The 25,071-nt window shown below is 72.8% G+C and carries 24 protein-coding genes; 15 read left to right on the top strand and 9 right to left on the bottom strand.

Annotation, left to right across the window (positions count from 1 at the left end):
- Positions 1-24: 24 nt before the first annotated feature.
- Together M8C11_RS20685 and M8C11_RS20680 are read right to left on the bottom strand one after the other, a co-directional pair.
- Complete coding sequence (locus M8C11_RS20685; RefSeq protein ID WP_252452140.1) at positions 25-1,080, bottom strand: MaoC/PaaZ C-terminal domain-containing protein; 1,056 nt, start codon at positions 1,078-1,080, stop codon at positions 25-27.
- The gene (locus M8C11_RS20680; RefSeq protein WP_252452137.1) at positions 1,080-2,438 is read right to left on the bottom strand and encodes a 3-oxoacyl-ACP reductase; all 1,359 of its coding nucleotides are present in this window, start codon (positions 2,436-2,438) and stop codon (positions 1,080-1,082) included. Before M8C11_RS20680 ends, M8C11_RS20685 begins: the two co-directional genes overlap by 1 nt.
- Positions 2,439-2,492: 54 nt before the next feature.
- Between M8C11_RS20680 and M8C11_RS20675 the strand changes: the two genes are divergently transcribed.
- The 4 genes from M8C11_RS20675 to purB all read left to right on the top strand — a co-directional run bounded on the left by M8C11_RS20675 (position 2,493) and on the right by purB (position 6,676).
- Positions 2,493-3,785 carry an acetyl-CoA C-acetyltransferase gene (locus tag M8C11_RS20675; protein ID WP_252452134.1) on the top strand — a complete coding sequence of 431 codons (1,293 nt, stop codon included), beginning with the start codon at positions 2,493-2,495 and terminating at the stop codon, positions 3,783-3,785.
- Positions 3,786-3,902: 117 nt separating this feature from the next.
- On the top strand, positions 3,903-4,418 hold the full coding sequence (locus M8C11_RS20670) for a SigE family RNA polymerase sigma factor (protein ID WP_252452131.1): 516 nt from the start codon (positions 3,903-3,905) through the stop codon (positions 4,416-4,418).
- On the top strand, positions 4,415-5,164 hold the full coding sequence (locus M8C11_RS20665) for a hypothetical protein (protein WP_252452128.1): 750 nt from the start codon (positions 4,415-4,417) through the stop codon (positions 5,162-5,164). Before M8C11_RS20670 ends, M8C11_RS20665 begins: the two co-directional genes overlap by 4 nt.
- Before the next feature lie 87 nt (positions 5,165-5,251).
- On the top strand, positions 5,252-6,676 hold the full coding sequence (gene purB / locus M8C11_RS20660; protein ID WP_252452125.1) for an adenylosuccinate lyase: 1,425 nt from the start codon (positions 5,252-5,254) through the stop codon (positions 6,674-6,676).
- Positions 6,677-6,771: 95 nt separating this feature from the next.
- On the opposite strand, the gene M8C11_RS20655 is transcribed toward purB, so the two are convergent.
- Entirely contained in the window at positions 6,772-7,347 is a 576-nt protein-coding gene (locus M8C11_RS20655; protein WP_252452122.1) for a YbjQ family protein, read from the bottom strand.
- Positions 7,348-7,359: 12 nt separating this feature from the next.
- Positions 7,360-8,043 carry a trypsin-like serine protease gene (locus M8C11_RS20650; protein ID WP_194802199.1) on the bottom strand — a complete coding sequence of 228 codons (684 nt, stop codon included), beginning with the start codon at positions 8,041-8,043 and terminating at the stop codon, positions 7,360-7,362.
- Between the two features lie 471 nt (positions 8,044-8,514).
- Here M8C11_RS20650 and purS point away from each other — a divergent pair, with 471 nt between their 5' ends.
- The 3 genes from purS (at position 8,515) to purL (ending at position 12,990) form a co-directional block, all read left to right on the top strand.
- Positions 8,515-8,778, top strand: coding sequence for a phosphoribosylformylglycinamidine synthase subunit PurS (gene purS / locus M8C11_RS20645; protein WP_013473439.1), 264 nt, complete (start codon positions 8,515-8,517; stop codon positions 8,776-8,778).
- Positions 8,775-9,458: a phosphoribosylformylglycinamidine synthase subunit PurQ gene (purQ, locus tag M8C11_RS20640; RefSeq protein ID WP_120572282.1), complete on the top strand. Its 684-nt coding sequence runs from the start codon at positions 8,775-8,777 to the stop codon at positions 9,456-9,458. Before purS ends, purQ begins: the two co-directional genes overlap by 4 nt.
- A 64-nt stretch (positions 9,459-9,522) precedes the next feature.
- On the top strand, positions 9,523-12,990 hold the full coding sequence (purL, locus tag M8C11_RS20635) for a phosphoribosylformylglycinamidine synthase subunit PurL (RefSeq protein ID WP_374668794.1): 3,468 nt from the start codon (positions 9,523-9,525) through the stop codon (positions 12,988-12,990).
- A gap of 91 nt (positions 12,991-13,081) precedes the next feature.
- Here the strand turns inward: purL and M8C11_RS20625 are convergent, their stop codons facing one another.
- Entirely contained in the window at positions 13,082-15,343 is a 2,262-nt protein-coding gene (locus M8C11_RS20625) for a carboxypeptidase-like regulatory domain-containing protein (protein WP_252452118.1), read from the bottom strand.
- Between the two features lie 160 nt (positions 15,344-15,503).
- Between M8C11_RS20625 and M8C11_RS20620 the strand changes: the two genes are divergently transcribed.
- From M8C11_RS20620 to amcA, 5 genes are all read left to right on the top strand, one after another.
- On the top strand, positions 15,504-15,857 hold the full coding sequence (locus tag M8C11_RS20620; RefSeq protein WP_128137042.1) for a sterol carrier family protein: 354 nt from the start codon (positions 15,504-15,506) through the stop codon (positions 15,855-15,857).
- A gap of 168 nt (positions 15,858-16,025) precedes the next feature.
- Positions 16,026-17,543 (top strand): amidophosphoribosyltransferase, encoded by a 1,518-nt coding sequence (gene purF / locus M8C11_RS20615; protein ID WP_091414138.1) that lies wholly within the window; start codon positions 16,026-16,028, stop codon positions 17,541-17,543.
- Positions 17,544-17,600: 57 nt separating this feature from the next.
- A complete protein-coding gene (gene purM / locus M8C11_RS20610; protein ID WP_120572279.1) occupies positions 17,601-18,755 on the top strand; it encodes a phosphoribosylformylglycinamidine cyclo-ligase in 1,155 nt (384 codons plus the stop codon).
- Positions 18,756-18,882: 127 nt separating this feature from the next.
- On the top strand, positions 18,883-19,974 hold the full coding sequence (gene amcB, locus M8C11_RS20605; RefSeq protein ID WP_252452178.1) for a cyclophane-forming radical SAM peptide maturase AmcB: 1,092 nt from the start codon (positions 18,883-18,885) through the stop codon (positions 19,972-19,974).
- The gene (gene amcA, locus M8C11_RS20600; RefSeq protein ID WP_120572278.1) at positions 19,955-20,167 is read left to right on the top strand and encodes a multiple cyclophane-containing RiPP AmcA; all 213 of its coding nucleotides are present in this window, start codon (positions 19,955-19,957) and stop codon (positions 20,165-20,167) included. Before amcB ends, amcA begins: the two co-directional genes overlap by 20 nt.
- Positions 20,168-20,313: 146 nt before the next feature.
- Here the strand turns inward: amcA and M8C11_RS20595 are convergent, their stop codons facing one another.
- Both M8C11_RS20595 and M8C11_RS20590 read right to left on the bottom strand, forming a co-directional pair.
- Positions 20,314-20,529, bottom strand: coding sequence for a DUF3073 domain-containing protein (locus tag M8C11_RS20595; protein WP_013283429.1), 216 nt, complete (start codon positions 20,527-20,529; stop codon positions 20,314-20,316).
- Between the two features lie 291 nt (positions 20,530-20,820).
- Positions 20,821-21,903, bottom strand: a complete 1,083-nt coding sequence (locus M8C11_RS20590; RefSeq protein WP_252452116.1) for a Glu/Leu/Phe/Val dehydrogenase — start codon at positions 21,901-21,903, stop codon at positions 20,821-20,823.
- A 174-nt stretch (positions 21,904-22,077) separates the two neighbouring features.
- Here M8C11_RS20590 and M8C11_RS20585 point away from each other — a divergent pair, with 174 nt between their 5' ends.
- Positions 22,078-22,917 carry a hypothetical protein gene (locus tag M8C11_RS20585; RefSeq protein ID WP_121683171.1) on the top strand — a complete coding sequence of 280 codons (840 nt, stop codon included), beginning with the start codon at positions 22,078-22,080 and terminating at the stop codon, positions 22,915-22,917.
- A gap of 256 nt (positions 22,918-23,173) precedes the next feature.
- Positions 23,174-23,383: a BldC family transcriptional regulator gene (locus M8C11_RS20580; RefSeq protein ID WP_007073996.1), complete on the top strand. Its 210-nt coding sequence runs from the start codon at positions 23,174-23,176 to the stop codon at positions 23,381-23,383.
- 55 nt (positions 23,384-23,438) lie between these two features.
- On the opposite strand, the gene M8C11_RS20575 is transcribed toward M8C11_RS20580, so the two are convergent.
- Entirely contained in the window at positions 23,439-23,837 is a 399-nt protein-coding gene (locus tag M8C11_RS20575; RefSeq protein WP_120572276.1) for a PPOX class F420-dependent oxidoreductase, read from the bottom strand.
- Positions 23,838-23,892: 55 nt separating this feature from the next.
- On the opposite strand from M8C11_RS20575, the gene M8C11_RS20570 reads away from it, so the two are divergent.
- Positions 23,893-24,669 carry a bifunctional 2-polyprenyl-6-hydroxyphenol methylase/3-demethylubiquinol 3-O-methyltransferase UbiG gene (locus M8C11_RS20570; protein ID WP_252452115.1) on the top strand — a complete coding sequence of 259 codons (777 nt, stop codon included), beginning with the start codon at positions 23,893-23,895 and terminating at the stop codon, positions 24,667-24,669.
- A gap of 42 nt (positions 24,670-24,711) precedes the next feature.
- Here the strand turns inward: M8C11_RS20570 and M8C11_RS20565 are convergent, their stop codons facing one another.
- Positions 24,712-24,999, bottom strand: a complete 288-nt coding sequence (locus tag M8C11_RS20565; protein ID WP_013283434.1) for a hypothetical protein — start codon at positions 24,997-24,999, stop codon at positions 24,712-24,714.
- Positions 25,000-25,071 lie beyond the last annotated feature (72 nt).

Raw genomic sequence — 25,071 nt, 5'->3', positions numbered from 1 at the left:
GGGACGGCAAGTCCCCTCTTTCACTCAGCGCACGGAGCCGGCCAGATGCGGCCTTCCGTCCCGGGCGCTGTGCAGCGCGAAGTCCCAGCCCGCGCCCGCCGCCGAGGCGCTGAACGCCACAGTCGACGGCAGCGGCACCGGCAGCTTGAACGACACGTCCACTGTGTACGCCTCGGGCAGCCGGGGCTCCAGCGCGGCCAGGCAGCGGGCCTTGCTCCACATGCCGTGCGCGATCGGGCGCGGGAAACCGAACAGCCGCGCGCCCAGCTTCGAGGTGTGGATCGGGTTGTGGTCGCCGGAGACGCGCGCGTAGTCCGTACCCACCCGGGGCGTCACCCGCCACCGCGCCGATGAGTCCGGCGGCGCCGGGCGGTCACCCCGGTCGCGCCGCGGGCCGCCGCCCGTGGCGCGCTCCTTCCCGAGGTACGTGGACACGCCGCGCCACACCTCCTCGCCGCCGATCGACCCGATCAGCACCACGTCGAGCTGACGGCCCCGCTCGTGCGGGCGCAGGTTCTCCGCGTACGTGTGGAAGTCGACGCGCTCGCCGACCTCGACCGGCCGGTGCACGGTGATCCGGTTGGCGACGTGCACCACGCCGGTCAGCGGGATCGGGAAGCCCGGACCCGTCATCAGCCGCAGCGACAGCGGGAACCCGAGCACGTGCAGGTACGTCGCCGGCAGCCGGTCGGTCAGCCGGAACCCGCACACCCGGTCGTAGTCCGCCAGATGCCCCTGGTCCACCGCGACCCCACCGACGGCGAGTTCCAGCGCCGGCACGTCCGTCCCGCGCCGCCCCCCGACCCCGGGCACCACTCCCAGCAGCGCACGCCGGTAGAGCGCCCCACTGGCAGGCAGCCCGTCCAGCTCCACCCGCCGCCGCCCCGCCGCCCCTTCGCTCGGTCGATCATGAAGTTGGCTGCCTTGTGGATCTCCAGAAGTGCCGTCAACTTCATGATCGTCGGAGGTCGGGCGGGCGTTGGTCTGGGCGAGGGCGGCGGCTCGGGCGGAGGTCAGGTCGCGGGTGGGGCCCTCGATAAGGTCGTGCAGGGTCAGGTCCTCCTCGTGGTCCTTCGCCATCACGCCCCCAGCAGACTCTGGCCGCAGACCCGGACCACGTTGCCGCTCACCGCGCCGCTCGCCGGCCAGGAGAGCCAGCCGATCGTCTCGGCCACGTCCACCGGCAGGCCGCCCTGGGCCATGCTGTTCATCCGCCGTCCCGCCTCGCGGATGGTCAGCGGGATACGCGCCGTCAGCCGCGTCTCGATGAAGCCCGGCGCGACAGCGTTCAGGCTGATCCCGCGCTCGCGCAGCACCGGGGAGAGCGAGTCGACCAGGCCGATCACGCCGGCCTTGCTCGTCGCGTAGTTGGTCTGCCCCCGGTTGCCGGCGATCCCGGCGATCGACGAGACCGACACGATCCGGCCGCCGGCCGGGATCAGGTCGCGCTCCAGCAGGACGTCGTTGATCCGCTCCTGGCTGGACAGGTTCACGTCGATCACCGAGTCCCACCGGTCGGCGTCCATCCGGCCCAGCGTCTTGTCCCGGGTGATGCCCGCGTTGTGCACCACGACGTCGACCCGGCCGTGCCGGGACGCCAGATGCTCCGCCAGCCGGGTCGGCGCATCAGGCGCGGTCAGGTCGAGCTGCACCGCGCTGCCGCCGATCTCGTTGGCGACAGCGGCCAGCTCGTCCCCGGCCGCCGGGATGTCCAGCGCCACCACCTGGGCGCCGTCGCGGGCAAGCACCTTCGCCAGCGCCGCGCCGATGCCCCGGGCCGCGCCGGTCACCAGCACCACCTGCCCGTCCAACGGCCGGTCCCAGTCGGCCGGCGCGACCGCGGTGCCGGTGCCCACGCGTACGACCTGGCCCGAGACGTACGCGGAGCGGCCGGAGAGCAGGAACCGGAGCGTGGACTCCAGGCTCACCGGGGTGCCGGCGTCACCCTCGCGGGTCACGTAGACGAGCTGGGCGGTCACGCCCCGGCCGAACTCCTTGCCGATGCTGCGGGTCAGGCCCTCCAGCGCGCGCTGGGCGGTAGCCTCCCGGGGAGAGCTGCACTCGGCCGGCGGGGTGCCCAGCACGATCACCCGGCCGCTGGGCAGCAGCGACCGGGCCTGCGGGTGGAAGAAGTCGTAGAGCTGGCGCAGCCCGGCGGAGTCGGTGATCCCGCTGGCGTCGTACACCAGGGCCGCGAAGCGGCGGTCGGCGTCGTGCGCGGCGACCGGATCGGCCAGCTCGACCCCGGCGGCGGTCAGGATCTTGCCGGCCGGCTCGGCGATCCGGCCGCCGGCCGAGGAGCCGAGCAGGACCGGCCCGGGAACGAGCGGGTCACCGGGCGTGTGCCGGCGCAGTCGGGGCGGGTCGGGCAGCCCGAGGCGCTTGACCAGCGCGCGACCGGCCCCCGTCTGGACGAAGCTCGCGTACCTGTCGGTCATAGGCGTAGCCTACTGGCGAGTAGGGTTCGGGCAACAGTTTCGAGGAGGCCGATCGTGCAGAGTGTCCGGCGGGTCGCGGTCATCGGGGGCAACCGCATCCCCTTCGCCCGGTCCAACTCGCGCTACGCGCACGCGTCCAACTCCGACATGCTCGGTGCGGCGCTCGACGGGCTGGTCGCCCGGTTCGGGCTGGCCGGCGAGCGGGTCGGCGAGGTCGTGGCCGGCGCGGTGCTCAAGCACTCCCGCGACTTCAACCTCACCCGCGAGGTGGTGCTCGGCTCCCGGCTCGACCCGCACACCCCCGCGTACGACATCCAGCAGGCCTGCGGCACCGGGCTGGAGGCAGCCATCCTGGTCGCCAACAAGATCGCCCTCGGGCAGATCGAGGTCGGCATCGCCGGTGGCGTCGACACCACCTCGGACGCGCCGCTCGCCGTCAACGAGGACATGCGGCGCACCCTGATCCAGCTCAACTCGGCCCGTACGCTCGGCGAACGGCTCAAGATCGCCGCGAAGCTGCGCCCGCACCAGCCGTTCAAGCCCGATATCCCGCGCAACGCCGAACCCCGTACCGGGCTGTCGATGGGTGAGCACGCGGCCCGGACCGCGCTGCGCTGGAACGTCGACCGCACCGCGCAGGACGAACTGGCGCTGCGCTCGCACCAGCGGCTCGCCGCCGCGTACGACAAGGGGTTCTTCGACGACCTGATGACCCCGTACCTGGGGCTCACCCGGGACCAGAACCTGCGGCCGGACACCAGCCTCGAGAAGCTCGGCTCGCTCAAGCCGGTCTTCGGCGCCTCCGGCGCGGACGCCGAGCGGGCCACCATGACCGCCGGCAACTCCTCGCCGCTCACCGACGGCGCGTCCACCGTGCTGCTCGCCTCCGAGGAGTGGGCCAAGGCGCACAACCTGCCGGTGCTGGCGTGGTTCTCCTGGTCCGAGGCCGCCGCCGTCGACTTCGTGCACGGCGACGAGGGCCTGCTGATGGCCCCCGCGTACGCCGTGCCCCGGATGCTCGCCCGCGCCGGGCTGAGCCTCCAGGACTTCGACTTCTACGAGATCCACGAGGCGTTCGCCTCGCAGGTGCTGGCCACGCTGGCCGCGTGGGAGTCGCCGGAGTTCTGCAAGGAGCGCCTCGGCCTGGACGCCCCGCTCGGCTCGATCGACCGGGACAAGCTCAACGTCAACGGCTCGTCGCTGGCGGCCGGGCACCCGTTCGCCGCCACCGGCGGCCGGATCGTCGCCACGCTCGCCAAGCTGCTCGACCAGAAGGGGAGCGGGCGCGGCCTGATCTCCATCTGCGCGGCCGGCGGGCAGGGCGTGACCGCGATCCTGGAGCGCTGACGGGCGACGCCCGCCCGGTTCTGCGCCGGGCGGGCGATCCCTTTTCGCCGGGGCCGGCAACCCGCCTGCCGGCCCGTTCCGTCCCCTGGGCATGAGGCGAACGAGGGGCGGCACCCCGTGACCGGGCGTGACGAGGAGTTCCGCGACTACGTGGCCACGCGGCTGGAGCCGCTGCGCCGGACGGCGTACCTGCTCTGCCGGGACTGGCACACGGCGGACGACCTGGTGTCGATCACGTTGAGCAAGCTCTACCGCAACTGGCGGCGGGCGCTCGGCGCGGACAACCTCGACGCGTACGTCCGGGGGATGCTCACCAACGCGTGGCTGGACGAGCGGCGCCGGCCGTGGCGGCGGGAGCGCAGCACCGACGACGTGCCGGACCGGGTGGACCTGGCAGCCGGGGAGCCGGCGGTCGGTGAGCGGGAGATGCTGCTGGAGATGCTGGGCCGGCTCGCGCCGCGGAGACGGGCGGTCGTGGTGCTCCGCTTCTACTGCGACCTGTCGGTCGAGGAGACCGCGCGAATTCTCGGCGTCAGCACCGGAACCGTGAAGAGTCAGGCCGCCCGTGCGCTGGAGACGCTGCGGCTGCTCGCCTCGCACCATTCGGCAGTGGAGAGCGGGAGGCAGAGATGACGTACCGGCAGATCTTCGACGAGGCGATCGGCGACGCGCCGCCGACGGCGGTGGACGTGGACGGCCTGGTGGCGCGGGAGGGCCGGCGTCGGCGGCGACGGGTGGGGGCGTACGCCTCGGCGACGGCGGTGCTGGCACTGGCGCTCGGCGTCGGCGTGGTCGTGCAGCCGGGGGCGTCCGGCGGCCCGGCGCCCGCCTACTCGGCCGCGTCCGCCACCGCGCGGACCCATCCGGAGCGCCTGCGGACGGCGATGCTCACCGCGCTCGACCGGGAGGCGCCGGACCTGCGGTGGGTCCGGGGCGCCGCGGCCACCGACCCGGAGACCTGGGGCGGCCCGCTGACCGACGCGCCGCAGTGGTCGGTGCGGCCGCTGCGCTGGGAGTCGATGACGGGCTGGTTCGGGGTGGGTGTCGCCGCCCGGGGCGAGGTCCGGTCGTACCTGACCATCGACGTGGGAAGACCGCTACCCGGTCAGGCGAGCGGTCCGGACGAGTGCGAGGACGGCATGGTCGCCTGCCGCCTGTTCACCGGGCCGGACGGCGAGCGGGTGGTGACGTTCGACTTGCGGGGCTTCCGTGCGCCGCCCACGTCCCGCCGACAGCCGATCAACGTGCGGTTCGTGATCGTGAAGCGGACCGACGGCACCCGGGTGAGCGTGCAGACGAACTCGTTCACCGACCGGCACCTCCTGACCGCCGGGGAGATGGCCGCCGTCGCGCTGGACCGGAAGATCCGGCTGGGCTGAGGGCGTTCCCGGTCCGGCCTGCCCACAGGCCGGACCGGGGACCGGCGTCGCCGGGGCCCGCCCGGAGGTCGTGAAAGACTGAGGTACGTGACGACGATCCCGAACGTGCTCGCCAACCGGTACGCCTCGCCCGAACTGGTCGCCCTCTGGTCACCGGAGGAGAAGGTCCGGATGGAGCGCCGGCTCTGGCTGGCGGTGCTCAAGGCCCAGCGTGATCTCGGCGTGCCGGTGCCGGACGGGGTCGTCGAGGCGTACGAGCGGGTGGTCGACCAGGTCGACCTGGCCTCGATCGCGGCCCGTGAGCGGGTCACCCGGCACGACGTGAAGGCTCGGATCGAGGAGTTCAGCGCGCTCGCCGGGCACGAGCACGTGCACAAGGGGATGACCTCCCGCGACCTCACCGAGAACGTCGAGCAGCTCCAGATCCGGGCCTCGCTGGAGCTGATCCGGGACCGGGTGGTCGCCACCCTGGCCCGGCTGGGCTGGCACGCGGGCGAGTATTCCGCGCTGGTGATGACCGGCCGGTCGCACAACGTCGCCGCGCAGGCCACCACGCTGGGCAAGCGCTTCGCATCGGCGGCCGAGGAGCTGCTGATCGCGTACGAGCGGCTGGAGGACCTGATCGGCCGCTACCCGCTGCGCGGGATCAAGGGACCGGTGGGCACCGCCGCCGACCAGCTCGACCTGTTCGACGGCGACGCCGGCAAGGTGGCCGAGCTGGAGCAGCGGGTGGCCGGGCACCTGGGCTTCCGCCGGGTGCTGGACAGCGTCGGCCAGGTGTACCCGCGTTCGCTGGACTTCGACGTGCTCTCCGCGCTGGCCCAGGTGGCTGCCGCGCCGTCGTCGCTGGCCACCACGATCCGGCTGATGGTGGGGCAGGAGCTGGTCACCGAGGGCTTCAAGCCGGGCCAGGTCGGTTCCAGCGCGATGCCGCACAAGATGAACACGCGCTCGTCGGAGCGGGTGAACGGCTTCGCGGTGATCATCAGGGGTTACCTGTCGATGGTCGGCGAGCTGGCCGGTGACCAGTGGAACGAGGGTGACGTCTCCTGCTCGGTGGTGCGCCGGGTCGCGCTGCCTGACGCGTTCTTCGCCGCCGACGGGCTGTTCCAGACGTTCCTCACCGTGCTGGACGAGTTCGGCCCGTACCCGGCGGTGATCAACCGGGAGCTGGAGCGCTTCCTGCCGTTCCTCGCCACCACGAAGATCCTGGTGGCGGCCGTACGCCGGGGCGTGGGCCGGGAGGTCGCGCACGAGGTGATCAAGGAGCACGCGGTCGCCGTGGCGCTGGCCATGCGGGAGAAGGGCGCGCCCGAGAACGACCTGTTCGACCGGCTGGCCGCCGACGGCCGGCTGGGCCTGACCCGGGCCGAGATCGACACCCTGGTGGCCGACCGCAACGCCTTCGCAGGCGCCGCCACCGACCAGGTCGCCCGGGTGACCGCAAGGATCACCAAGGTCGTCGAGTCCCACCCCCAGGCCGCCGCCTACTCCCCACCCCCCATCCTCTGACCTTTTCTGGTCGATCATGAGGTTGGCGGCACTCAGGGAGATCGTTCCTGCCGTCAACTTCATGATCGACGCGGTGAGGGCGGCGGCAGCGCCGGTCAGGGGCCGGTGGGGGTTTCGGCCGCGGAACTCAGGTTGGGGGCGCTCGCGGGTTCGGCGATGCCACCGGGCGCGGAGGCGATCTCCGGGTCGTGGGCGGTCTCGGCCGCGATCGCCGGCTGGTCCGGCGGCATGACGTCCGGCATCTTCGGCGCGACGATCACCGCCGTGCCGTACGCGCAGATCTCCATCCACATCTCGCCGCAGTCGCGGCTGTCGAAGCGCATGCCGATTACCGCGTTCGCGCCCAGGCGGCGCGCCTCCTCGCCGAGGCGCGCCACCGAGTCGGTACGCCACCGCGTCAGGTTGTCCGGCGCCAACGGGTCGTAGGCGCCACCGCGCAGGTTCTTGACCCCCTCGCGGTACGGGTTGCGGGTCCTCGCCATCGAGGAGACCACTTCGCCGAGGATCTGGCGGATCTCGTAGCCGGGCAGTTGATCCGTCGTCACGACCAGCACGCTTCCGATGCTGTCAGTCCCCGGCCGGGTGGTTCGCGAGCCGTGTTCAGCTGACCGGATGCTGAAAAACGGCGCGGCGCGGACGGCCGGGCCGCACCCGGCCGATCCGCGCCGCATCGGCATCAACCGTCAGACACCGGCCGTCGAGGTGATCCAGGACCGGTTGTACGCGACGCTGCCGTAGTTCTGGATGGTGGTGCCGTTGGCGGTGGAGGCGACGCCGACCTGCCGGCCGTTGTAGAACTGCGGGCCGCCCGAGTCGCCCCGCCACGCGTTGCCGTTGACCCGGGTGCTCCGGATCGCCTGGCCGCCGTACGCGTCGGTGACGCTGGTGCTGGTCACCTGAACGGTGGCGGTCTTGAGCTGGGGCGACGCGCCGCAGCCGCTGTAGCAGGTCATGCCCCAGCCGTAGATGGTGTTGGTGGAGCCGACCGGCGGGTTGCTGCTGGCCAGCGACACGGCGGAGGTGCTGACCGTGCTGGACAGGCGCAGCAGGGCCAGGTCGTAGCGGGTGTACGAGGCGCTCACGGTGCGGGTCACGCCGCCCGAGGCGTAGTAGACGCTGCCGACCCGGACCGACATGGTGCCGCTGACGCAGTGCCGGGCGGTGAGCACCCACTGGGGCGCGATCACGCTGCCGGAGCAGGTGAACGAGCCGTTGCTGAAGACGGCGGCGGCCCACGGCGCGGACGAGACGGTGCCGCCGCCGATGATCGGCTGAGGGCCGGCCGGCGCGGCGGTGGCGCCGGAGGCGGTGGCCAGGACGCCGGCCAGCGCGGTGGTCAGCACGGCGAGCAAGGGACGGAGGCGCATGTCGGGGCTCCTTCTGCGCGGACGCCCGGGGGTGCCGGGCGGGGGGTGACACCCGCCGGATGGGGTGGGCCGGCGAGGGACGTCGATCTAACTCATCGACGTCTGACGATGCATGCTACGGCCGCGCTGCCCTCTGTCACAAGACGCGGATCGAATCAGGCCGATGGCGTGACGCGCGCCGCGTGCCCCGCGGGCCCCGCTGTCGGATACCGGTCCAAGGTGGGGTGTTTCGCGGCAGAATGCCTGCTGGGAGGCGTTGTCGACGGGTGCCGGCAAGCACGCAGCGCAACGAATTCGCATCGACGCCGCAACGAACGGGCAACGGTGCCCGTCCGGCGCCGCCGGCGGGGCCGATCGGTGCCGGAACTGCCCCCGGCCGGTGCGGGCCGGGCGGTATCTGCCAGGTAGGCTGGCTGCGCTCGCCCGATTGTTGGGCCGGCACCCAACTGCGTACACAGTCAGGAGTGCCCAGTGCCTCGCGTCGTAGTCGACGTCATGCTCAAGCCCGAGATCCTCGATCCGCAGGGCCAGGCCGTCGCAAACGCGCTGCCCCGCCTCGGCGTCAGTGACGTCGCCTCGGTTCGGATCGGCAGGCGGATCGAGATCGAGTTCACCGGCGAACCGGACCTGGACCGGGCCCGGGAGATCGCCGACAAGCTGCTGGCCAACCCGGTCATCGAGGACTTCACCGTCCGCGTGGTCACCGCCGACGAGACCGCGGGCGCGCAGTCGTGACCGCCCGGGTCGGTGTGGTCACCTTCCCCGGCTCGCTCGACGACGGGGACGCGGCCCGGGCCGTACGGATCGCCGGCGCCGAGGCGGTCCGGCTCTGGCACGGCGACCCGGACCTGCACGGGGTGGACGCGGTCGTCCTGCCCGGTGGCTTCTCCTACGGCGACTACCTGCGCTGCGGCGCAATCGCCCGGTTCGCCCCGGTGATGGAGACGATCGTCCAGGCCGCGCGTGGTGGCCTGCCGGTGCTCGGCATCTGCAACGGCTTCCAGATCCTCTGCGAGGCGCACCTGCTGCCCGGCGCGCTCACCCGCAACCAGCACCTGCACTTCCGTAACCGGGACCAGGTCCTGCGGATCGAGAGCACCGGCACCGCCTGGACGAACGCGTTCCAGCCGGGCCAGGAGGTGCTCGTCCCGGTCAAGAACGGCGAGGGCTGCTACGTCGCCGACACCGCGACGCTCGATCGGCTGGAGGGCGAGGGCCGCGTCGTCGCCCGCTACGTCGGCGGCAACCCCAACGGATCGCAGCGCGACATCGCCGCGATCACCAACGAGGCCGGCAACGTCGTCGGCATCATGCCGCACCCCGAGCACGCGGTGGAGGCGCTCACCGGCCCCTCCCTGGACGGCCTCGGCTTCTTCACCTCGGTGCTCAAGCATCTGGTGGGAGCGCCGGCGTGATGGTGGCCGGGAACATCGGTCGGCCCATCCGCCGCACCGGCGGCGAGCGCAGCAAGGAGACGTCATGACCACCCATCCGGACCCGGCCCTGCGCGAGCCGCAGGGCGTGGTGCCGCAGGCCGGCCCGACCGACGACTGGGCGCTGGGCGTGGACACCGTTCCCCGGGCCGCCGACTCGCCGGAGGAGCTTCAGCCGTACGCCGAGCTGGGCCTCCGCGACGACGAGTACGACCGGATCCGGCACATCCTCGGCCGCCGGCCCACCCAGGCCGAGCTGGCCATGTACTCGATCATGTGGAGCGAGCACTGCTCCTACAAGTCGAGCAAGGTGCACCTGCGCCAGTTCGGCGAGAAGGCCCCCCCGAGTGACCGGCTGCTCGCCGGCATCGGCGAGAACGCCGGCGTGGTCCGGGTCTCCGACGAGCTGGCGGTGACCTTCAAGGTCGAGTCGCACAACCACCCGAGCTTCGTCGAGCCGTACCAGGGCGCGGCGACCGGCGTCGGCGGCATCGTCCGCGACATCCTCGCCATGGGCGCCCGCCCGGTCGCCGTGATGGACCCGCTGCGCTTCGGCGCGGCCGACCACCCGGACACCGCCCGGGTGCTGCCCGGCGTGGTCGCCGGCGTCGGCGGCTACGGCAACTGCCTGGGCCTGCCCAACATCGGCGGCGAGGTCGTCTTCGACCCCTGCTACCAGGGCAACCCGCTGGTCAACGCGCTCTGCCTGGGCGTGCTGCCGGTCGACCGGCTCCAGAAGAAGGACGCCACCGGCCCCGGCAACATCGTGGTGCTGATGGGCGCCAAGACCGGCCGCGACGGCATCGGCGGCGTGTCGGTGCTCGCCAGCGCCACCTTCGACGAGGGCAGCGAGCAGCGCCGCCCGTCCGTGCAGGTGGGCGACCCCTTCATGGAGAAGCTGCTCATCGAGGCGTGCCTGGAGCTGTACGACGCCGAACTGGTCGTCGGCATCCAGGACCTCGGCGGCGCCGGCCTGACCTGCGCGCTCACCGAGACCGCCGCCTCCGCCCGCACCGGCATGCGGGTCTGGCTGGAGCGGGTGCCGCTGCGCGAGCCGTCGATGGAGCCGCACGAGATCCTGGCCAGCGAGTCCCAGGAGCGGATGCTGCTCGTCGTCTCGCCGGACAAGCTCGACGCGGTGCTCAAGACCGCCGAGAAGTGGGGCGTCTGGGCCACCGCCATCGGCGAGGTCACCGCGCCGTCGGCGGACGGCCAGCCGGGCCGCCTGGTCATCACCTGGCGCGACCAGCTCGTGGTGGACGTGCCGCCGGGCTCGCTGGTCGACGACGGCCCGGTGTACGCCCGGCCGATGCGCGAGCCGGCCGACCTGATCCTGCTCCAGGCCGACCGCGCCGAGACGCTGCCCCGGCCGAGCACCCCGGAGGCGCTCCGGGAGACCGTGCTGCGCATGATCGCGTCGCCGAACCTGGCCGACAAGACCTGGGTCACCGAGCAGTACGACAGGTACGTGCTCGGCAACACCGTGCTCGCCCAGCCGGAGGACTCCGGCGTGATCCGGATCGACGAGCGCAGCGGCCTCGGTGTCGCGCTCTCCGTCGACGGCAACGGCCGGTACGCCCGCCTCGACCCGTACCACGGGACGAAGCTGGCGCTGGCCGAGGCGTACCGGAACGTGGCGGTGACCGGTGCGAAGCCGATCGCGGTGACCAACTGTCTGAACTTCGGCTCGCCGGAGGACCCGGGCGTCATGTGGCAGTTCGCCGAGGCCGTGCGCGGCCTGGCGGACGGCTGCCTGGAGCTGGGCATCCCGGTGACCGGCGGCAACGTCAGCTTCTACAACCAGACCGGCGCCGCGGCCATCCACCCCACCCCGGTGGTCGGCGTGCTGGGCGTGCTGGACGACGTCGCCGACCGGGTGCCGATGGGCTTCGTGCCGCGTCCGGCCGGCGACCACGACCAGCTGTTCCTGCTGGGCGAGACGCACGTCGAGCTGTCCGGCTCGGAGTGGGCCTGGGTGACCCACGAGCACCTGGGCGGCATCCCGCCGCAGGTCGACCTGGCCCGCGAGCGGCAGCTCGCCGAGCTGATGGCCGAGGCGGCCCGGGTCGGGCACCTCAGCTCCGCGCACGACCTGTCCGACGGCGGCCTGGCGCAGAGCCTGGTCGAGTCGGCCCTGCGCCGCGGCGTGGGTGCCCGGGTCGTGGTGCCGGAGCACTTCGCCGGTGGCTCGATGCCGTTCGTCTTCCTGTTCAGCGAGTCCGCCGGCCGCGTGCTGGTGTCGGTGCCGCGCGGCCACGAGAAGGCGTTCACCGCCCTCTGCGCCGAGCGCGGCGTGCCGTGGGAGTTCATCGGCGTCACCGACCCGGCCTCCGGCGCGCTGGAGGTGCACGGCCAGTTCCGGATCGGCCTGGACGAGCTGCGCGAGGCGCACACCGGTACGCTCCCGCGCCTGTTCGGCGCTGCCGAGGCGGCCCGGGTGGAGGTCGAGGCGACCCGTACCGGGACGACCACTGTGCTTCCGGCCACGGCCGAGCAGCCGGTCGGCGTGGACCCGGCCGAGGTCGACGCCGAGCCGATCGCCAAGGCCGGCCGGGACACCCCGCCGGCCGACGCCGAGGCGTCCGCGCCCGTCGCCGCGGCGGAGCCCGAGTCGCCCGCTGCGGCGTCCGACGAGGCGACGCCGGCCGACGGTACGGCGGCAGTCGACGGAACTCTCCGGCCCAGGACGAGTCGGCGGCTGCCGACGGGTCCGACGGTCCGGCTTCCGGTGAGCCGGCGCCGGGTCAGCGCTGAGGCGCTGGCCTTGGCCGTCTTCACCCAACCCGGCTCCGGTGCCCGGTTCGACTGGGGACTGACCGGGGCGGCGGAACTCGGCCGGGTCTGTGCCGCCCTGGTGGTGGTGGACGTGCTGTCGTTCACCACCGCCGTGGAGGTGGCGGTGAGCCGTGGCATGCGGGTGCACCCGTTCCCGTGGGGCGAGCAGGCCGCCGACTACGCCCGCCGGGTGGGTGCCGTGGCCGCTGTGGGCCGCCGGAAGACGACGGCGGAGCACCAGTGGTCGCTGTCCCCGGCGGCGCTGCGGGCCGCGCCGGTCGTCGCCGACCTGGTGCTGCCGTCGCCGAACGGTTCGGCGATCAGCGCCGCCGCGAGCGCCACCGGAGTGCCGGTGGTCGCGGCGTGCCTGCGTAACGCACCCGCCGTCGGGCGCTGGCTGCGCGCCGAGGGGTACGGCTCGAAGGACGCGCCGGTGGGCGTGGTGGCGGCCGGGGAGCGCTGGCCCGACGGGTCACTCCGGCCGTGCGTGGAGGACCAGCTCGGTGCGGCCTGTGTGCTCGACGCGCTCGCCGGGGTGCCCGGCGGGCTCTCGGTGGAGGCCGCGATGGCGCTCGCCGCGCTGGCGAGCACGCCGGACGTGCCGGCGGCCGTCCGGGGATGCGTCTCCGGGCGGGAACTCGCCGAGGGCGGCTTCGCCGAGGACGTCGCGGTCGCGACCGAGGTCGGTGTCTCCGACGTGGTGCCGGTGCTCCGCCAGGGCTACTTCGCCCCCGCCTGAGCACCGCTTCCGCTCCCGTCCTGCGGGGTTCGCTGACGACTGTGGCCGCCCGCTGTTCGCGGGCGGCCACAGTTCTCACATCTGGTGGCTGTCAGTCGTCCAGCCAGTCGAGGCGTCGTCCGCCACGGTCCGCCTGCCCTTCCGGGCGCGCGCGACCCGCCTGCGCCGGGTCGTTCGGGTAGGCGTTGTCGTAGCCGCCCCCGCGCTGCTGCGGCGGCGGCTCCTGGCCGTAGCCGCCCTGCTGGCCGTAACCGCCCTGCGGGGCCTGGCCGTAGCCGTCGCCGTACCCGCCGCCCTGCTGACCGTAGCCACCGGACTGGTGGCCGCCGTCGTAACCGCCACCGGCGTTGCCGTAGCCACCGGCCGGGGCGTCGCCGTAACCGCCCGCCTGGCGGCCACTGTCGTACCCGCCGGTCGCGCCGCTGTCGTAGCCGCCGGCGCCCTTGTCGTAGCCACCCGCGGGGGCGTCGCCGTATCCGCCCTGCTGACGGCCACTGTCATAGCCGCCGGCCGGGGCATCGCCGTAGCCACCCGTGGGGGCGCTGTCGTAGCCGCCGGTCGCGCCGTCGCCGTACCCGCCGCCCGCCGCGCGACCGCCGCCGTATGCCGGGGCGTCGCCGTACCCGCCGGTCGGGTTGTCGCCGTAGCCACCGCCCGCGGCGTTGCCGTAGGCGCCGGTGGGCTCGCCGTACCCGCCCTGCTGACGGGTGCTGTCGTAGCCGCCGGTCGCGCCGCTGTCGTAGCCGCCCGACGCGGCGCCGCCGTAGCCACCGGCCGCGCCGTAAGCGTCGCCCTGCTCCGCGCCGCGGCCGTACGGGGCCGCGCCGGCCTGGTCGTAGCCGCCGCGGTCCTGCTCCGGCTGGTAGGTGCTGGTCGGGTACGGGTCGGCGGCCGGCGCGTACTGCGTGCTGTCACCGGTGTAGCGGCCGGTGGGCTCGTCGAAGCGCTCGTTGCCGTAGCCGGCGCCCTGGGCCGCGTAACCGGCCGCGCCGGCCGCGGCACCTGCCGCGTAGTCCGGGCTGCCGTAGCCGGCACCGGAGGAGGGGCCGTTGCCGTAGCCGCCGCCCGAGGAGGGCGCGTTGCCGTAGCCGCCCGCGCCGCCGTAACCGCCCTGGCCCGGTGCGTCGTCGCCGTAGCCGTAGCCGCCCTGGCCACCGGCGCCGTACGCCGGGCCGGGAGGTGCGCCGTACGGGTCCGGCGGGACGTCGTCCACGACCGGCCGCTGGAGCATGGTGGGGGCGTCGCTGATCGAGGGGCCGCCGACCATCGTCGGGGACGGCCCGGCGCCCATGCCGTTGACGACCCGGGTCTGGTCGTCGGTCCCGTGGTAGGCGCCCCGGGCACCCGGGATCGCACCGCCCGCGCCGGGACCACCCGGACCGGTCGGGCCACCCGGGCCGTCGCCGTCACCGTCGTCGCCCTCGTTCTTGCGGCGCATGTAGAGCAGCACGATGGTGCCCACGCCGACGGCGACGAACAGGCCGCCGAGCAGGATGAGAAGCCAGGAGCCGAAGCCGCCGGAGTCCTCGTTGGCGGCCGGCTGCTGCGCGGCGGGCGCCTCGGCCGACGGGGTGTCGGTCGCCTCCTCGTCGAGCGGCTCCTCGGACGGCGGGGCGGACTCACTCGCCGACGGGCTGGCGCTCGGGCTCGCCGACGCCTTCAGCTGGATGCTGAGCCGGACGCCGGTCACCGACTGGCCGGCGTTCGCGTTGATCGACCGGGCGACGGGCGAGGCACCGTCGGTGGAGGCACCGAGGTCGATCCGGCCGGGCGCGATCGGGTTCGACTCGGAGCCGCTGAAGCTGAAGTTGCCGTTGCCGCTGGTGTTGGTGCGGCGTTCCTTGCCCGCGCTGTCGCGGAGCATGACCAGGGCGCCCTCGATCGGATCGCCCTCGGCGTTGACCACCTTGCCGGACACCGTCTTGACGGTCTGCGGCTGGTCGGGCGTGGGCGGGGCAGCAGCCCGGACGGTGACGCGCAGTTGACGGCCGCCGTCACCAGTTACCGTGATTCTCGCCTGCGAACCGTTCGCGGCCGGCGCATTGGGGGCTGCCGACAGGCTGAGGCTCACTGCCTTCGTCTGCTGGCCGCCGAAGTCGATAGGACCGCAGTTTCCGCAGGTGACCCCGTCCGGCAGGCCGGTCACGTCGATGTCGGCAGACGTCTCGTCCGCGCCGAGGCGGACGAGCACGTTGACACTGCTACTCCGACCAGCGTCGATCGTGACCGAGTTGTCCGCCGTGATGATGTTGGCAGCGAGGGCGGGAGCTGCGGGGACGGTGAGCAGGGCGCCGAAGACCAGCGCTACGACCACACCGGCCCGCTGCTTCCAGGCACGTCGGTGTGTTGACACGTCCACCGCCTTCCGGGTCTGATCTCCCCGCCGGCCGCTCGGCCGAGGTTGATCACTCACGGTACGAATAACGCCGTCGGCAACTATGCCTTGTCTGACCGGATCATCTCTACCCAGGGCCGCCGTCGGGCGGCCTTGTGCCGGGTCGTATCGTCCCGTCGTGTCCTCTCCGCACGCTTATTCCGAAGCGGTACTCGCCGCCCTGGCGGCGCTGGACGAGGGGCGTACGCCCGAACGGCCGGTGCTCCGGGAGGCGGTCCGGACCCTCTTGGCTGCCCTCGCGGATCGCGCCCCCGGCCGATCGGTGGAGGTGCGCGTACCACCCTACGGTGCGGTCCAGTGCGTGAGTGGTCCACGACACACCCGCGGTACGCCGCCGAACGTGGTGGAGATGGATCCGGCGACCTGGCTGGCGGTCGCCACCGGACGCCGGGGATGGGCGGAAACGGTCACTGAGGGTCGCGTCCGGGTGTCCGGAAATCGGGCTGACCTCTCCCCGTACCTCCCCATTTAGGCCTCAAGCGGCGCAAACTCTGCTCACGCTGAGCGGACGCTTCGTGACTGTCGGTATCGACTGCTGGTCGCGTACACTGAGACCCGACGACGGTCCCGGCCCATGCGTGCGGAGCTGACCCCCCGACTCCGCCAGGCCAGTCCAGACCCCACTGCGAGGGAGCGGCAGGTGCCCCGAGGCGATGGCCGGCTGAGCCACGACCTTGACCCCCAGCGACCCGGCCCACAGGACGCGTGCGGCGTCTTCGGCGTCTGGGCGCCGGGTGAAGAGGTCGCCAACCTCACCTACTTCGGGCTCTACGCCCTCCAGCACCGCGGTCAGGAGGCCGCGGGCATCGCGGTGAGCGACGGCTCCGGTGTCGTGGTCTACAAGGATCTCGGCCTGGTCGCCCAGGTGTTCGACGAGCCGACGCTGGCGAGCCTGCGCGGGCACGTCGCGATCGGGCACGCGCGCTACTCCACCACCGGCGGTTCGACCTGGGAGAACGCCCAGCCGACCATCCGGGCCACGAGCGCCGGCACCACCATCGCGCTGGCGCACAACGGCAACCTGGTCAACACCGCCGAGTTGCAGCGCGAGGCCGCCGTGCGCGGGCTCGACTCCGACGGCTCGACCAACGACACCTCGCTGGTCACCATGCTGCTCGCGAGCCGGCCCGACCTGTCGGTCGAGGCGGCCGCGCTGGAGGTGCTGCCGCAGCTGCGCGGCGCGTTCAGCTTCGTCTTCATGGACGAGTCGACGCTCTACGCGGCGCGTGACGCGCACGGCGTACGCCCGCTGGTGCTCGGCCGGCTCGAACGCGGCTGGGTGGTGGCGAGCGAGACCGCCGCGCTGGACATCGTCGGCGCGAGCGTGGTCCGCGAGGTCGAGCCGGGCGAGCTGATCGCCATCGACGAGAACGGCCTGCGGTCCAGCCGGTTCGCCTCGCCCGAGCCCAAGGGCTGCCTCTTCGAGTACGTGTACATCGCCCGGCCGGACGCCACCATCGCCGGCCGCAACGTGCACGCCGCGCGGGTGCAGATCGGCCGCCAGCTCGCCAAGGAGCACCCGGTCGAGGCCGACCTGGTGATCCCGGTGCCGGAGTCCGGCACGCCGGCCGCGATCGGCTACGCCGAGGAATCCGGCATCACCTACGGCCAGGGCCTGATGAAGAACCCGTACGTCGGGCGCACGTTCATCCAGCCCTCGCAGACGCTGCGCGCGCTCGGTGTCCGGCTGAAGCTGAACCCGCTGCGGCAGAACGTCCGCGGCAAGCGCCTGGTGGTGGTGGACGACTCGATCGTGCGGGGCACCACCCAGCGGGCGATCGTCCGGCTGCTGCGCGAGGCGGGCGCGCTGGAGGTCCACGTCCGGATCTCCTCGCCGCCGGTGAGCTGGCCCTGCTTCTACGGCATCGACTTCGCCACCCGCGCCGAGCTGCTCGCGAACGGGCTGGACAACGAGGGCATCCGGCGCTCGATCGGCGCCGACTCGCTCGGTTACGTATCGCTGCCCGGCCTCATCGCCGCGACCGAGCAGCCGAAGAGCCGGCTCTGCCGGGCGTGCTTCGATGGGGAGTACCCGATCGAACTGCCGGCCGGGAACCTGATCGGCAAGCACGTGCTCGAAGGAGTGGGACGCCGGGTCGCCGCCGAGGCGGCCGGGCCGACCGGTCCGCTCGTCGCCACACCGACCCACCACCCGTAGCACCACCGACGCGGGTCCGGCCGCTCCGGGCCCGCGGGAACCACAAAGGGGAGAACCGTGACGCACGTGTCCGAGCGCAGCGGCGCAGGATCCAGCCCGACGGGCGCCGGCGGCGACCGCCAGCCCTGGTCGGCGGGGTCCGGCCGGACGCAGCGCAAACGCTCGGTCTCGTACGCCGACGCCGGGGTGTCGATCGAGGCGGGCGACCGCGCGGTCGAGCTGCTCAAGTCCAAGGTCAAGGAGACCCGGCGCCCCGAGGTCATGGGTGACCTGGGCGGCTTCGCCGGCCTGTTCCGGCTGGACACGAAGAAGTACAAGAACCCGATCCTGGCCTCCTCGACCGACGGCGTGGGCACCAAGCTGGTGATCGCCCAGCAGCTCGACATCCACGACACGGTCGGCATCGACCTGGTCGCCATGGTCGTCGACGACCTGGTGGCCTGCGGTGCCGAGCCGCTGTTCCTGCTCGACTACATCGCCACCGGCGAGGTCGTGCCGGACAAGGTCGCCGAGATCGGCGCGGGCATCGCGGACGGCTGCCGGTACGCCGGCTGCGCGCTGCTGGGTGGGGAGACCGCCGAGCACCCGGGCGTGCTGCGCCCAGACGAGTACGACATCTCGGCCACCGGCGTCGGCGTGGTGGAGGAGAGCGAGATCCTCAGCCCGGAGCGGGTCGAGGTGGGCGACGTGGTGATCGCCATGCGCTCGTCCGGCCTGCACTCGAACGGCTACTCGCTGGTCCGGCACGTGCTGCTGGGCGCCGGCCGGATGCGTCTGGACGTGGTGATCGACGACTTCGGCCGCCAGCGGACGCTCGGCGAGGAGCTGCTCACCCCGACCAAGATCTACGCGCAGGACTGCCTGAAGCTGATCGCCGAGGCCGAGGTGCGGGCGCTGGCCCACGTCACCGGCGGCGGCATCCCCGGCAACCTGGTCCGGGTGCTGCCCGAGAACGTCGACGCCGTGGTGAACCGCTCCACCTGGAAGCCGCAGCCGATCTTCGACCTGATCCAGTCCAAGGGCCGGATCGAGGACCCGGAGATGGAGGCGACGTTCAACATGGGCGTCGGCATGTTCGCGATCGTCTCCGCCGAGGACGCCGACCGCGCGCTGGCCACCCTGACCGGCCGGGGCGTGGACGCCTGGCAGGCCGGCGAGATCATCGAGGGGTCCGGCAACGTGCAGATGGTCGGTCAGCACACCCGAGGCTGATCACCCTGCGCCGATCGGCCGGGCACGTGATCGGGGGTTCACCCGAGCGGTCGCCGCGGCCTAGCCTGGAGGTTCGGTTTTCAGGCAGGCGGGGGAGGTGCTGATGGCTGCGCGCACGCCCGAAGGGATGCGGGGCATCGCCGCCGTCCCGTCGTACGTGGTGATGCAGCCGACGACGCTGTGCAACCTCGACTGCGCCTACTGCTACCTCCCCTTCCGGGCGGCCGACAGGCGGATGCCGGTGGCCGTCGCCGAGGCGGTGGCGGCGTCGGTGAACCCGTGGGCGGCGGGCGGCCGCTTCTCCGTGGTCTGGCACGGCGGGGAGCCGCTCGCGGCCGGCCGCGAGCATCTGGCCGCGCTGCTGGCGCCGTTCGGGCCCGACGTCGAGCACCACGTGCAGACCAACGCCACGCTGATCGACGACGCCTGGTGCGCGTTCTTCGCCGAGCACCGGGTGCGGGTCAGCGTCAGCGTGGACGGGCCGCGGACGCGCAACGGCGAGCGGGTCACCCGGGGCGGGCGGCCCGCGTACGACCGGATCGTGGCGGGCGTGGCGGCGCTGCGCCGTCACGGCCTGCCGTTCTCGGCGCTCGCTGTGGTCTCGCGGCCGGAGCCGGGACTGGCGACCGAGCTGTACGACTACTTCCTCGATCTGGGCTGCGACGTGCTCGGCGTCAACATCGAGGAGACCGAGGGCGTCAACACCCGGACGAACGCCCGCGACGAGGGCGCCGTCACCGGGTTCTGGGCGGAGCTGGTGGCGGCGTGGCGCCGCGATCCGCGGATCCACCTGCGTGAGGTGGAGTGGTCGCTGCGGTACGCGGGCGCGGTCCTGGCCGGCACCGCCGACGACCTGCTGCCCCGCAGCCTCGACCCGATCCCGACGGTCGGGCACGACGGTTCGGTGGTGGTGCTCTCGCCGGAGCTGGCCGGCTTCACCGACGCCCGGTACGGCGACTTCACCAGCGGAAACGTGCTCACCACGCCGCTGCGCGACATCCTCGCCGGCGCGGCCGGCACACCGTGGGTGGGCGAGTTCCTCACCGGTGTGGAGGCGTGCCGGGCGTCCTGCGCGTACTTCGGGTTCTGCGGCGGCGGGCACGCCGCCAACCGTTACTTCGAGCTGGGGCGTTTCGACGGTACGGAGACCGAGCACTGCCGTAACAGCAAGATCCGCCTACTGGAGGGAGTGTTGGAGCATGCCCGAGACCATCAGTGACACCGACCGGGAGGCGGTCGCCGACCGGGTGCGGGACGCCGCTGCGGGGCTTACCGCTCTGCTCCACGAGGCGGAGGCGGCGCGGCTGCTGCGGGCGGAGGTGTCCGGCGGGGACGGCGCTCACGCGGTCTGCGCGTGGAACCACTTCGAGAACATCCCGACGTTCTACAACTGGAACAACCGGCCGCGCTGAGGGACGGTTCCGCGATCAAGGACCTGCCGGCGCGTCGGAGCGTGCGCCCCGGGGCGGCAGGTCCCTGATCGTCGGTCGTACGCCGGCTCAGCAGAGCACATGCGTGAGCACGCGGGGGTTACCGCGTGCTCAGATGTGACCGGAGGTCAGCGGGTCGGACGAGCCCAGGTGTCCGGGTCGTCGTCCGCGTGGTCCTCGTCATCGTCGTCGACATACTCTTTGTAGTCGTCGTCGAAGTTGTGCTCAGACTTTCCACTACCCGCCAGTTCGCGCTGCAAGGCGGTTAGGTCGGTGTTCGGGGAGTGGTACTTCAACTCCCGGGCCACCTTCGTCTGCTTGGCCTTAGCACGGCCGCGCCCCATGGCTCGACCCCCTCGCACAGAATGCGGGGCAGCCCGAAGGCGGGCCCCGATGACGTCAGGCATCTCTCGTGGCTCTTACGGTACATGGGGATGCCATCGTTCGGCACCTCGGGTCACCGTCGACCGGACCTGCGCGTCGCAGTGGTCCAGCCGTCACAAAGTGTACCGGGTAAGGGGTAAGCCCCGGGGCTGGCCGTGACACCGGACATACCGGTACGAACAAGCCCGAGAATCAGCTTAACGCGCGTCGCCTCCGGGGGTGGAGCACCGCCCCGCCCCCGGAGGTGAGCTTCACCGCAGATGGATCGTGCGCAGCCGGCCGACCTCGGCCATCCGGCGCTCGGCGAGCCGGTCCGCGGCGACCGCCGGCGGCACGCCCTCGTCGTCGGCGAGCTGGAGGATCTGCCGGGTGGTGTCGAAGATCCGGGTGGCGCGCAGCTTGGCGCGGTCGAAGTTGAAGCCGTCGATCTCGTCGGCCACCTGGATCACGCCACCGGCGTTCACCACGTAGTCCGGCGTGTAGAGGATGCCCCGGTCCGCGAGCACCTTCTCGATGCCCGGGTGGGCGAGCTGGTTGTTCGCCGCTCCGGTGACCACCTTCGCCCGCAGCACCGGCACGGTGTCGTCGTTCAGCGCGCCGCCGAGCGCGCACGGGGCGTACACGTCGATGTCGGAGGCCACCAGCGCCTCGGTGTCGTCGACCAGGGTGACCTGCGGGTGGGTGGTGCGCGCCCACTCCTGGGCGCGCGGGTTGACGTCGGTCGCCACGACCTCGGCGCCGTCGTCGAGCAGGTGGGCGGTCAGGTACTTGCCGACCTTGCCCAGCCCGGCCACGCCGACCCGGCGGCCGGCCAGCGTCGGGCTGCCCCAGACGTGCTCGGCGGCGGCCCGCATGCCCTGGAACACGCCCCAGGCGGTGAGGATCGAGGAGTCGCCCGCGCCGCCGTGCTCCACGCTGCGGCCGGTCACGTAGCGGGTCTCCCGGGCGATCACGTCCATGTCCGCCACGTAGGTGCCCACGTCGCAGGCGGTGTAGTAGCGGCCGTTCAGCGACTCGACGAAGCGACCGTACGCGCGCAGCAGCGCCTCGCTCTTGATCTGCTCGGGGTCACCCCAGATGACCGCCTTGCCGCCACCGAGGTCGAGGTTCGCCAGGGCGTTCTTGTAGGCCATGCCGCGCGAGAGGTCGAGCACGTCGGCGAGCGCCTCGGCCTCGCTGGCGTACGGGTAGAACCGGGTGCCGCCGAGCGCGGGGCCCAGCGCGGTGGAGTAGATCCCGATGATCGCCTTCAGGCCGGACTGCTTGTCCTGGCAGAACACGACCTGCTCATGCCCTGTGGAGACGGGGTCGTCGGTACTGGCGAATACGCCCATGGCTGACTCCTGTGTCGGTGTGCGCCCTTGTGGGGCGCGGAACCTGGTGGCACGCCGGCGGGATGCTGCCGGTGTCGTTGAGCCTAATATCGGCCCGAACCGTACTGTCGCGCATGTCACGCCACGGGCCCGAGGGCGGCGACGGGCGGTCCCGTCTCGTGGGAGGATCGCGCCGTGCCGTCGCTCTTCGCTTCATACCTGCGCGTGTACGAGCCGCTCACCGCCTTCGACCGGGACCGGCAGTCGTACTGGCGCCGGTACGTCAGCGAGGGCCGCGCCATCGCTCCGCTGGAGGGGCCGGTACGGCAGCGGACCGCGGTGATCGAGGCGCTCGGGGCCGGCTGGACCCGGCTGCCCGACCTGCCCGACGAGGCGTACGTCCTGGAGTCCGACGACGCGCTGCTGGTCTGCCCGTGGAACCTGCGTATCCGGGTCGCCGAGGCGGCGCTGAGCGCCCGCGACGGCGTGCCCTCGGTGCTGGCCGACGCGTTCGTGCCGCCGGTGCTCGCCGGGCAGGCCAAGGCCGTGGTGGAGGACTGGCGCAGCGGTGCCCGGGTGCTGGAGCACGGGGTGCCCCGGGTGCACGAGCAGATCGCCACCTGGGGCGTGCCGCTGCGCTGGTTCGTGCTGTTCGAGGCCGGCGAGCGGCACCTGGTGACCGAGCCGGCGCGGCGGGCGCTGCGCTACCGCACCGAGATCTCCAAGGCGCGCCGCCGGGCGTCGCGGGCGCTGTCGGTGCTGCGCAAGTCGATCGGCGAGGCGCCCATCACCGAGGCGGTCGAGGAGGCGGCCCGGTGGCTGGAGGAGTTCCACCCGCGCTCGGTGGTCGAGCTGGACTACGGCGGCCTGGTGCAACTGCTGCCGGACGAGACGCTCGAAGCCGACGACTCGACCGAGCTGGTGGCCACCGGACTGTCCGGACTGGGCCGGGGCGAGGCCGAGGAGGCGTCCGCCGCGTACGACAAGCTGGTCGCCCGCTGGCGCGCGGTGCAGCTGCTGGAGCGCTGCAACTGACGCCCGGTTTGCCCCGCTAAGTGGCCTTGGACACGAGAGTGTCTCGTAGCTGATGCGTCACGAACCGTGATCATGAGTCCGAATAAGGTACTTTCTGCGGCATAAAAGTCGTAAAAATCGGGCATGGTTCATCCGTCCGTCTAGCGACCTTCAGCCGTTCGGCCCATGTCGGACATCGGGGACTAGCCGGACCATGGGAGACGCGTCGGCCGGCGGGACCCCGGCCGATGTCTATACATGTGGAGGAGTGACCCCGATGGCATCGCGAACGCACGAACCTGAGCCGCTACTCACACCGGCCGAGGTGGCGTCGATGTTCCGTGTCGACCCGAAGACGGTGACCCGGTGGGCGAAGGCTGGCAAGCTCAGTGCCATCCGGACCCTCGGCGGCCACCGCCGCTACCGCGAGTCGGAGGTTCGGGCCCTGCTGCAGGGGCAGATCCCCCAGCAGCGCCAGGGAGACTGACGAACCGGCGTTCTCCGGCGTTCCGATCAAGGGCGGTGCCGTCGCGGCGCCGCCCTTAATCGCGTCCGGGGCCGGGGCCGTCCAGCACGATCCGCAGCCCCACGGTGCCGCGCTCACCCCGGCGCAGCCGGCTGCCCAGCAGGCTCAGCCGCCCGATCAGCCGGTACTTCTGCTTGAGCAGCCCCCGGACCCGGTTCGTGCTCTCCGGGTCGGCGATCGTCGCGTGGCCCGGCACCGCCTCACCGTGCGGCCGGCCGCGCACGTCGCACGGCGCCACGGTCACACGACCGTCGCGCCGGATGCGCTTCACCTTGCCGGAGTCGGCCACCGTCCACACCGCCAGCCCGTCACCGTCGCGCACCGCCCACACCGGAGTCGGCACCGCCCGGCCGTCCTTGCGGAACGTGGTGAGCAGGACGTACTTCTCCGCCGCCAGGCGGTCCAGGTCGGTCACGCCGCCAAGGATACGGCGGCGACGGCGCCGCCGACCCCCGGATAGCGTTGCGGGCATGACCGGGGAACCCGAGATCGGCGACGTGTTCGGCGAGATGATCCGCGACGCGTACGCGGTCGCCACCGGGATCGGACCGCGCCCGATGGCCGGCGGCCGTCTGCCCCGCCCGGTCATCGAGATCATCGAGCGCGACGACGGGCTCGTCAACGGGGCACCGGCCGAGCACTACCTGGACCCGCCGCAGCGGTGGCAGCCGCACGACCACCGGGCCGTGGACCGGGTACGCGGGCACGTGCTCGACGTCGGCGTCGGCGCCGGCCGGATCGCGCTGCACCTCCAGGAGCGCGGCGTGCCGGTCACCGGGCTGGACACCTCGCTCGGCGCGCTGCGGGTCAGCCGCCACCGGGGCGTACGCGACCTGGTGCACGGCACCGTCGACGAGCACGCCGCCGACGGGCCGCGCTACGACACGTTCCTGCTGCTGGGCAACAATCTCGGGCTGTTCGAGGGGCGGGAACGCGCCCCGGCGATGCTGGCCGCGCTCGCCGCGCTGGCCCGACCCGGCGCCCGGGTGATCGCCCACGGCACCGACCCGTACGGCACCACCGACCCGGTGCACACCGCCTACCACGAGCGCAACCGCCGGCGGGGCCGGATCGGCGGGCAACTGCGCCTGCGGCTGCGCTACCGGCTGCTCGGCACCGAGTGGTTCGACTACCTGGTCTGCTCGCCCGACGAGTTCGCCGAGCTGGTCCACGGCTCACCGTGGCGACTGACCGACGTGGACGACACCGACCACCCCTACTACCTCGCCACGCTGACCCTGCGGTGAGCGGCGGAGCCGCCGGGATCCCCGGCGGCTCCGGCGCACCACTCAGACCTGGACGGTGGGGGTGGTCTGCTCCGGGGGCAGCCCGCCGTCGCCGTCGACCACCTCGTCCGGCGTGCCGTCCTCGTCGATGTCCACCATGGTGATGTCCACCTTGCCGTCACCGTCGGTGTCGAACTGGAACAGGTCGGCCTTGCCGTCGCCGTCGGTGTCCACCACCCAGACGTCGGTCTTGCCGTCGTTGTTGGTGTCCGCACGGAGCAGGTCCACCCGCTCGTCGCCGCGGGTCTCGACCGTCTCGGTGCTCTCCGCGCTCTCCGGTGCCTGGCTCATCTCGTTCCTTCCTTCGGCGTTGACGGCCGTCCTTACCCCGTCCGCTCCGCCCCCACGCATCCCCGGCGGCCC

The organism is Micromonospora sp. CPM1, assembly GCF_023896895.1.
Taxonomy (GTDB): Bacteria; Actinomycetota; Actinomycetes; order Mycobacteriales; family Micromonosporaceae; genus Micromonospora; species Micromonospora tulbaghiae.
The sequence above is the reverse complement of the archived record's forward strand: the minus strand, read 5'-3'. Positions and strand labels throughout refer to the sequence as shown.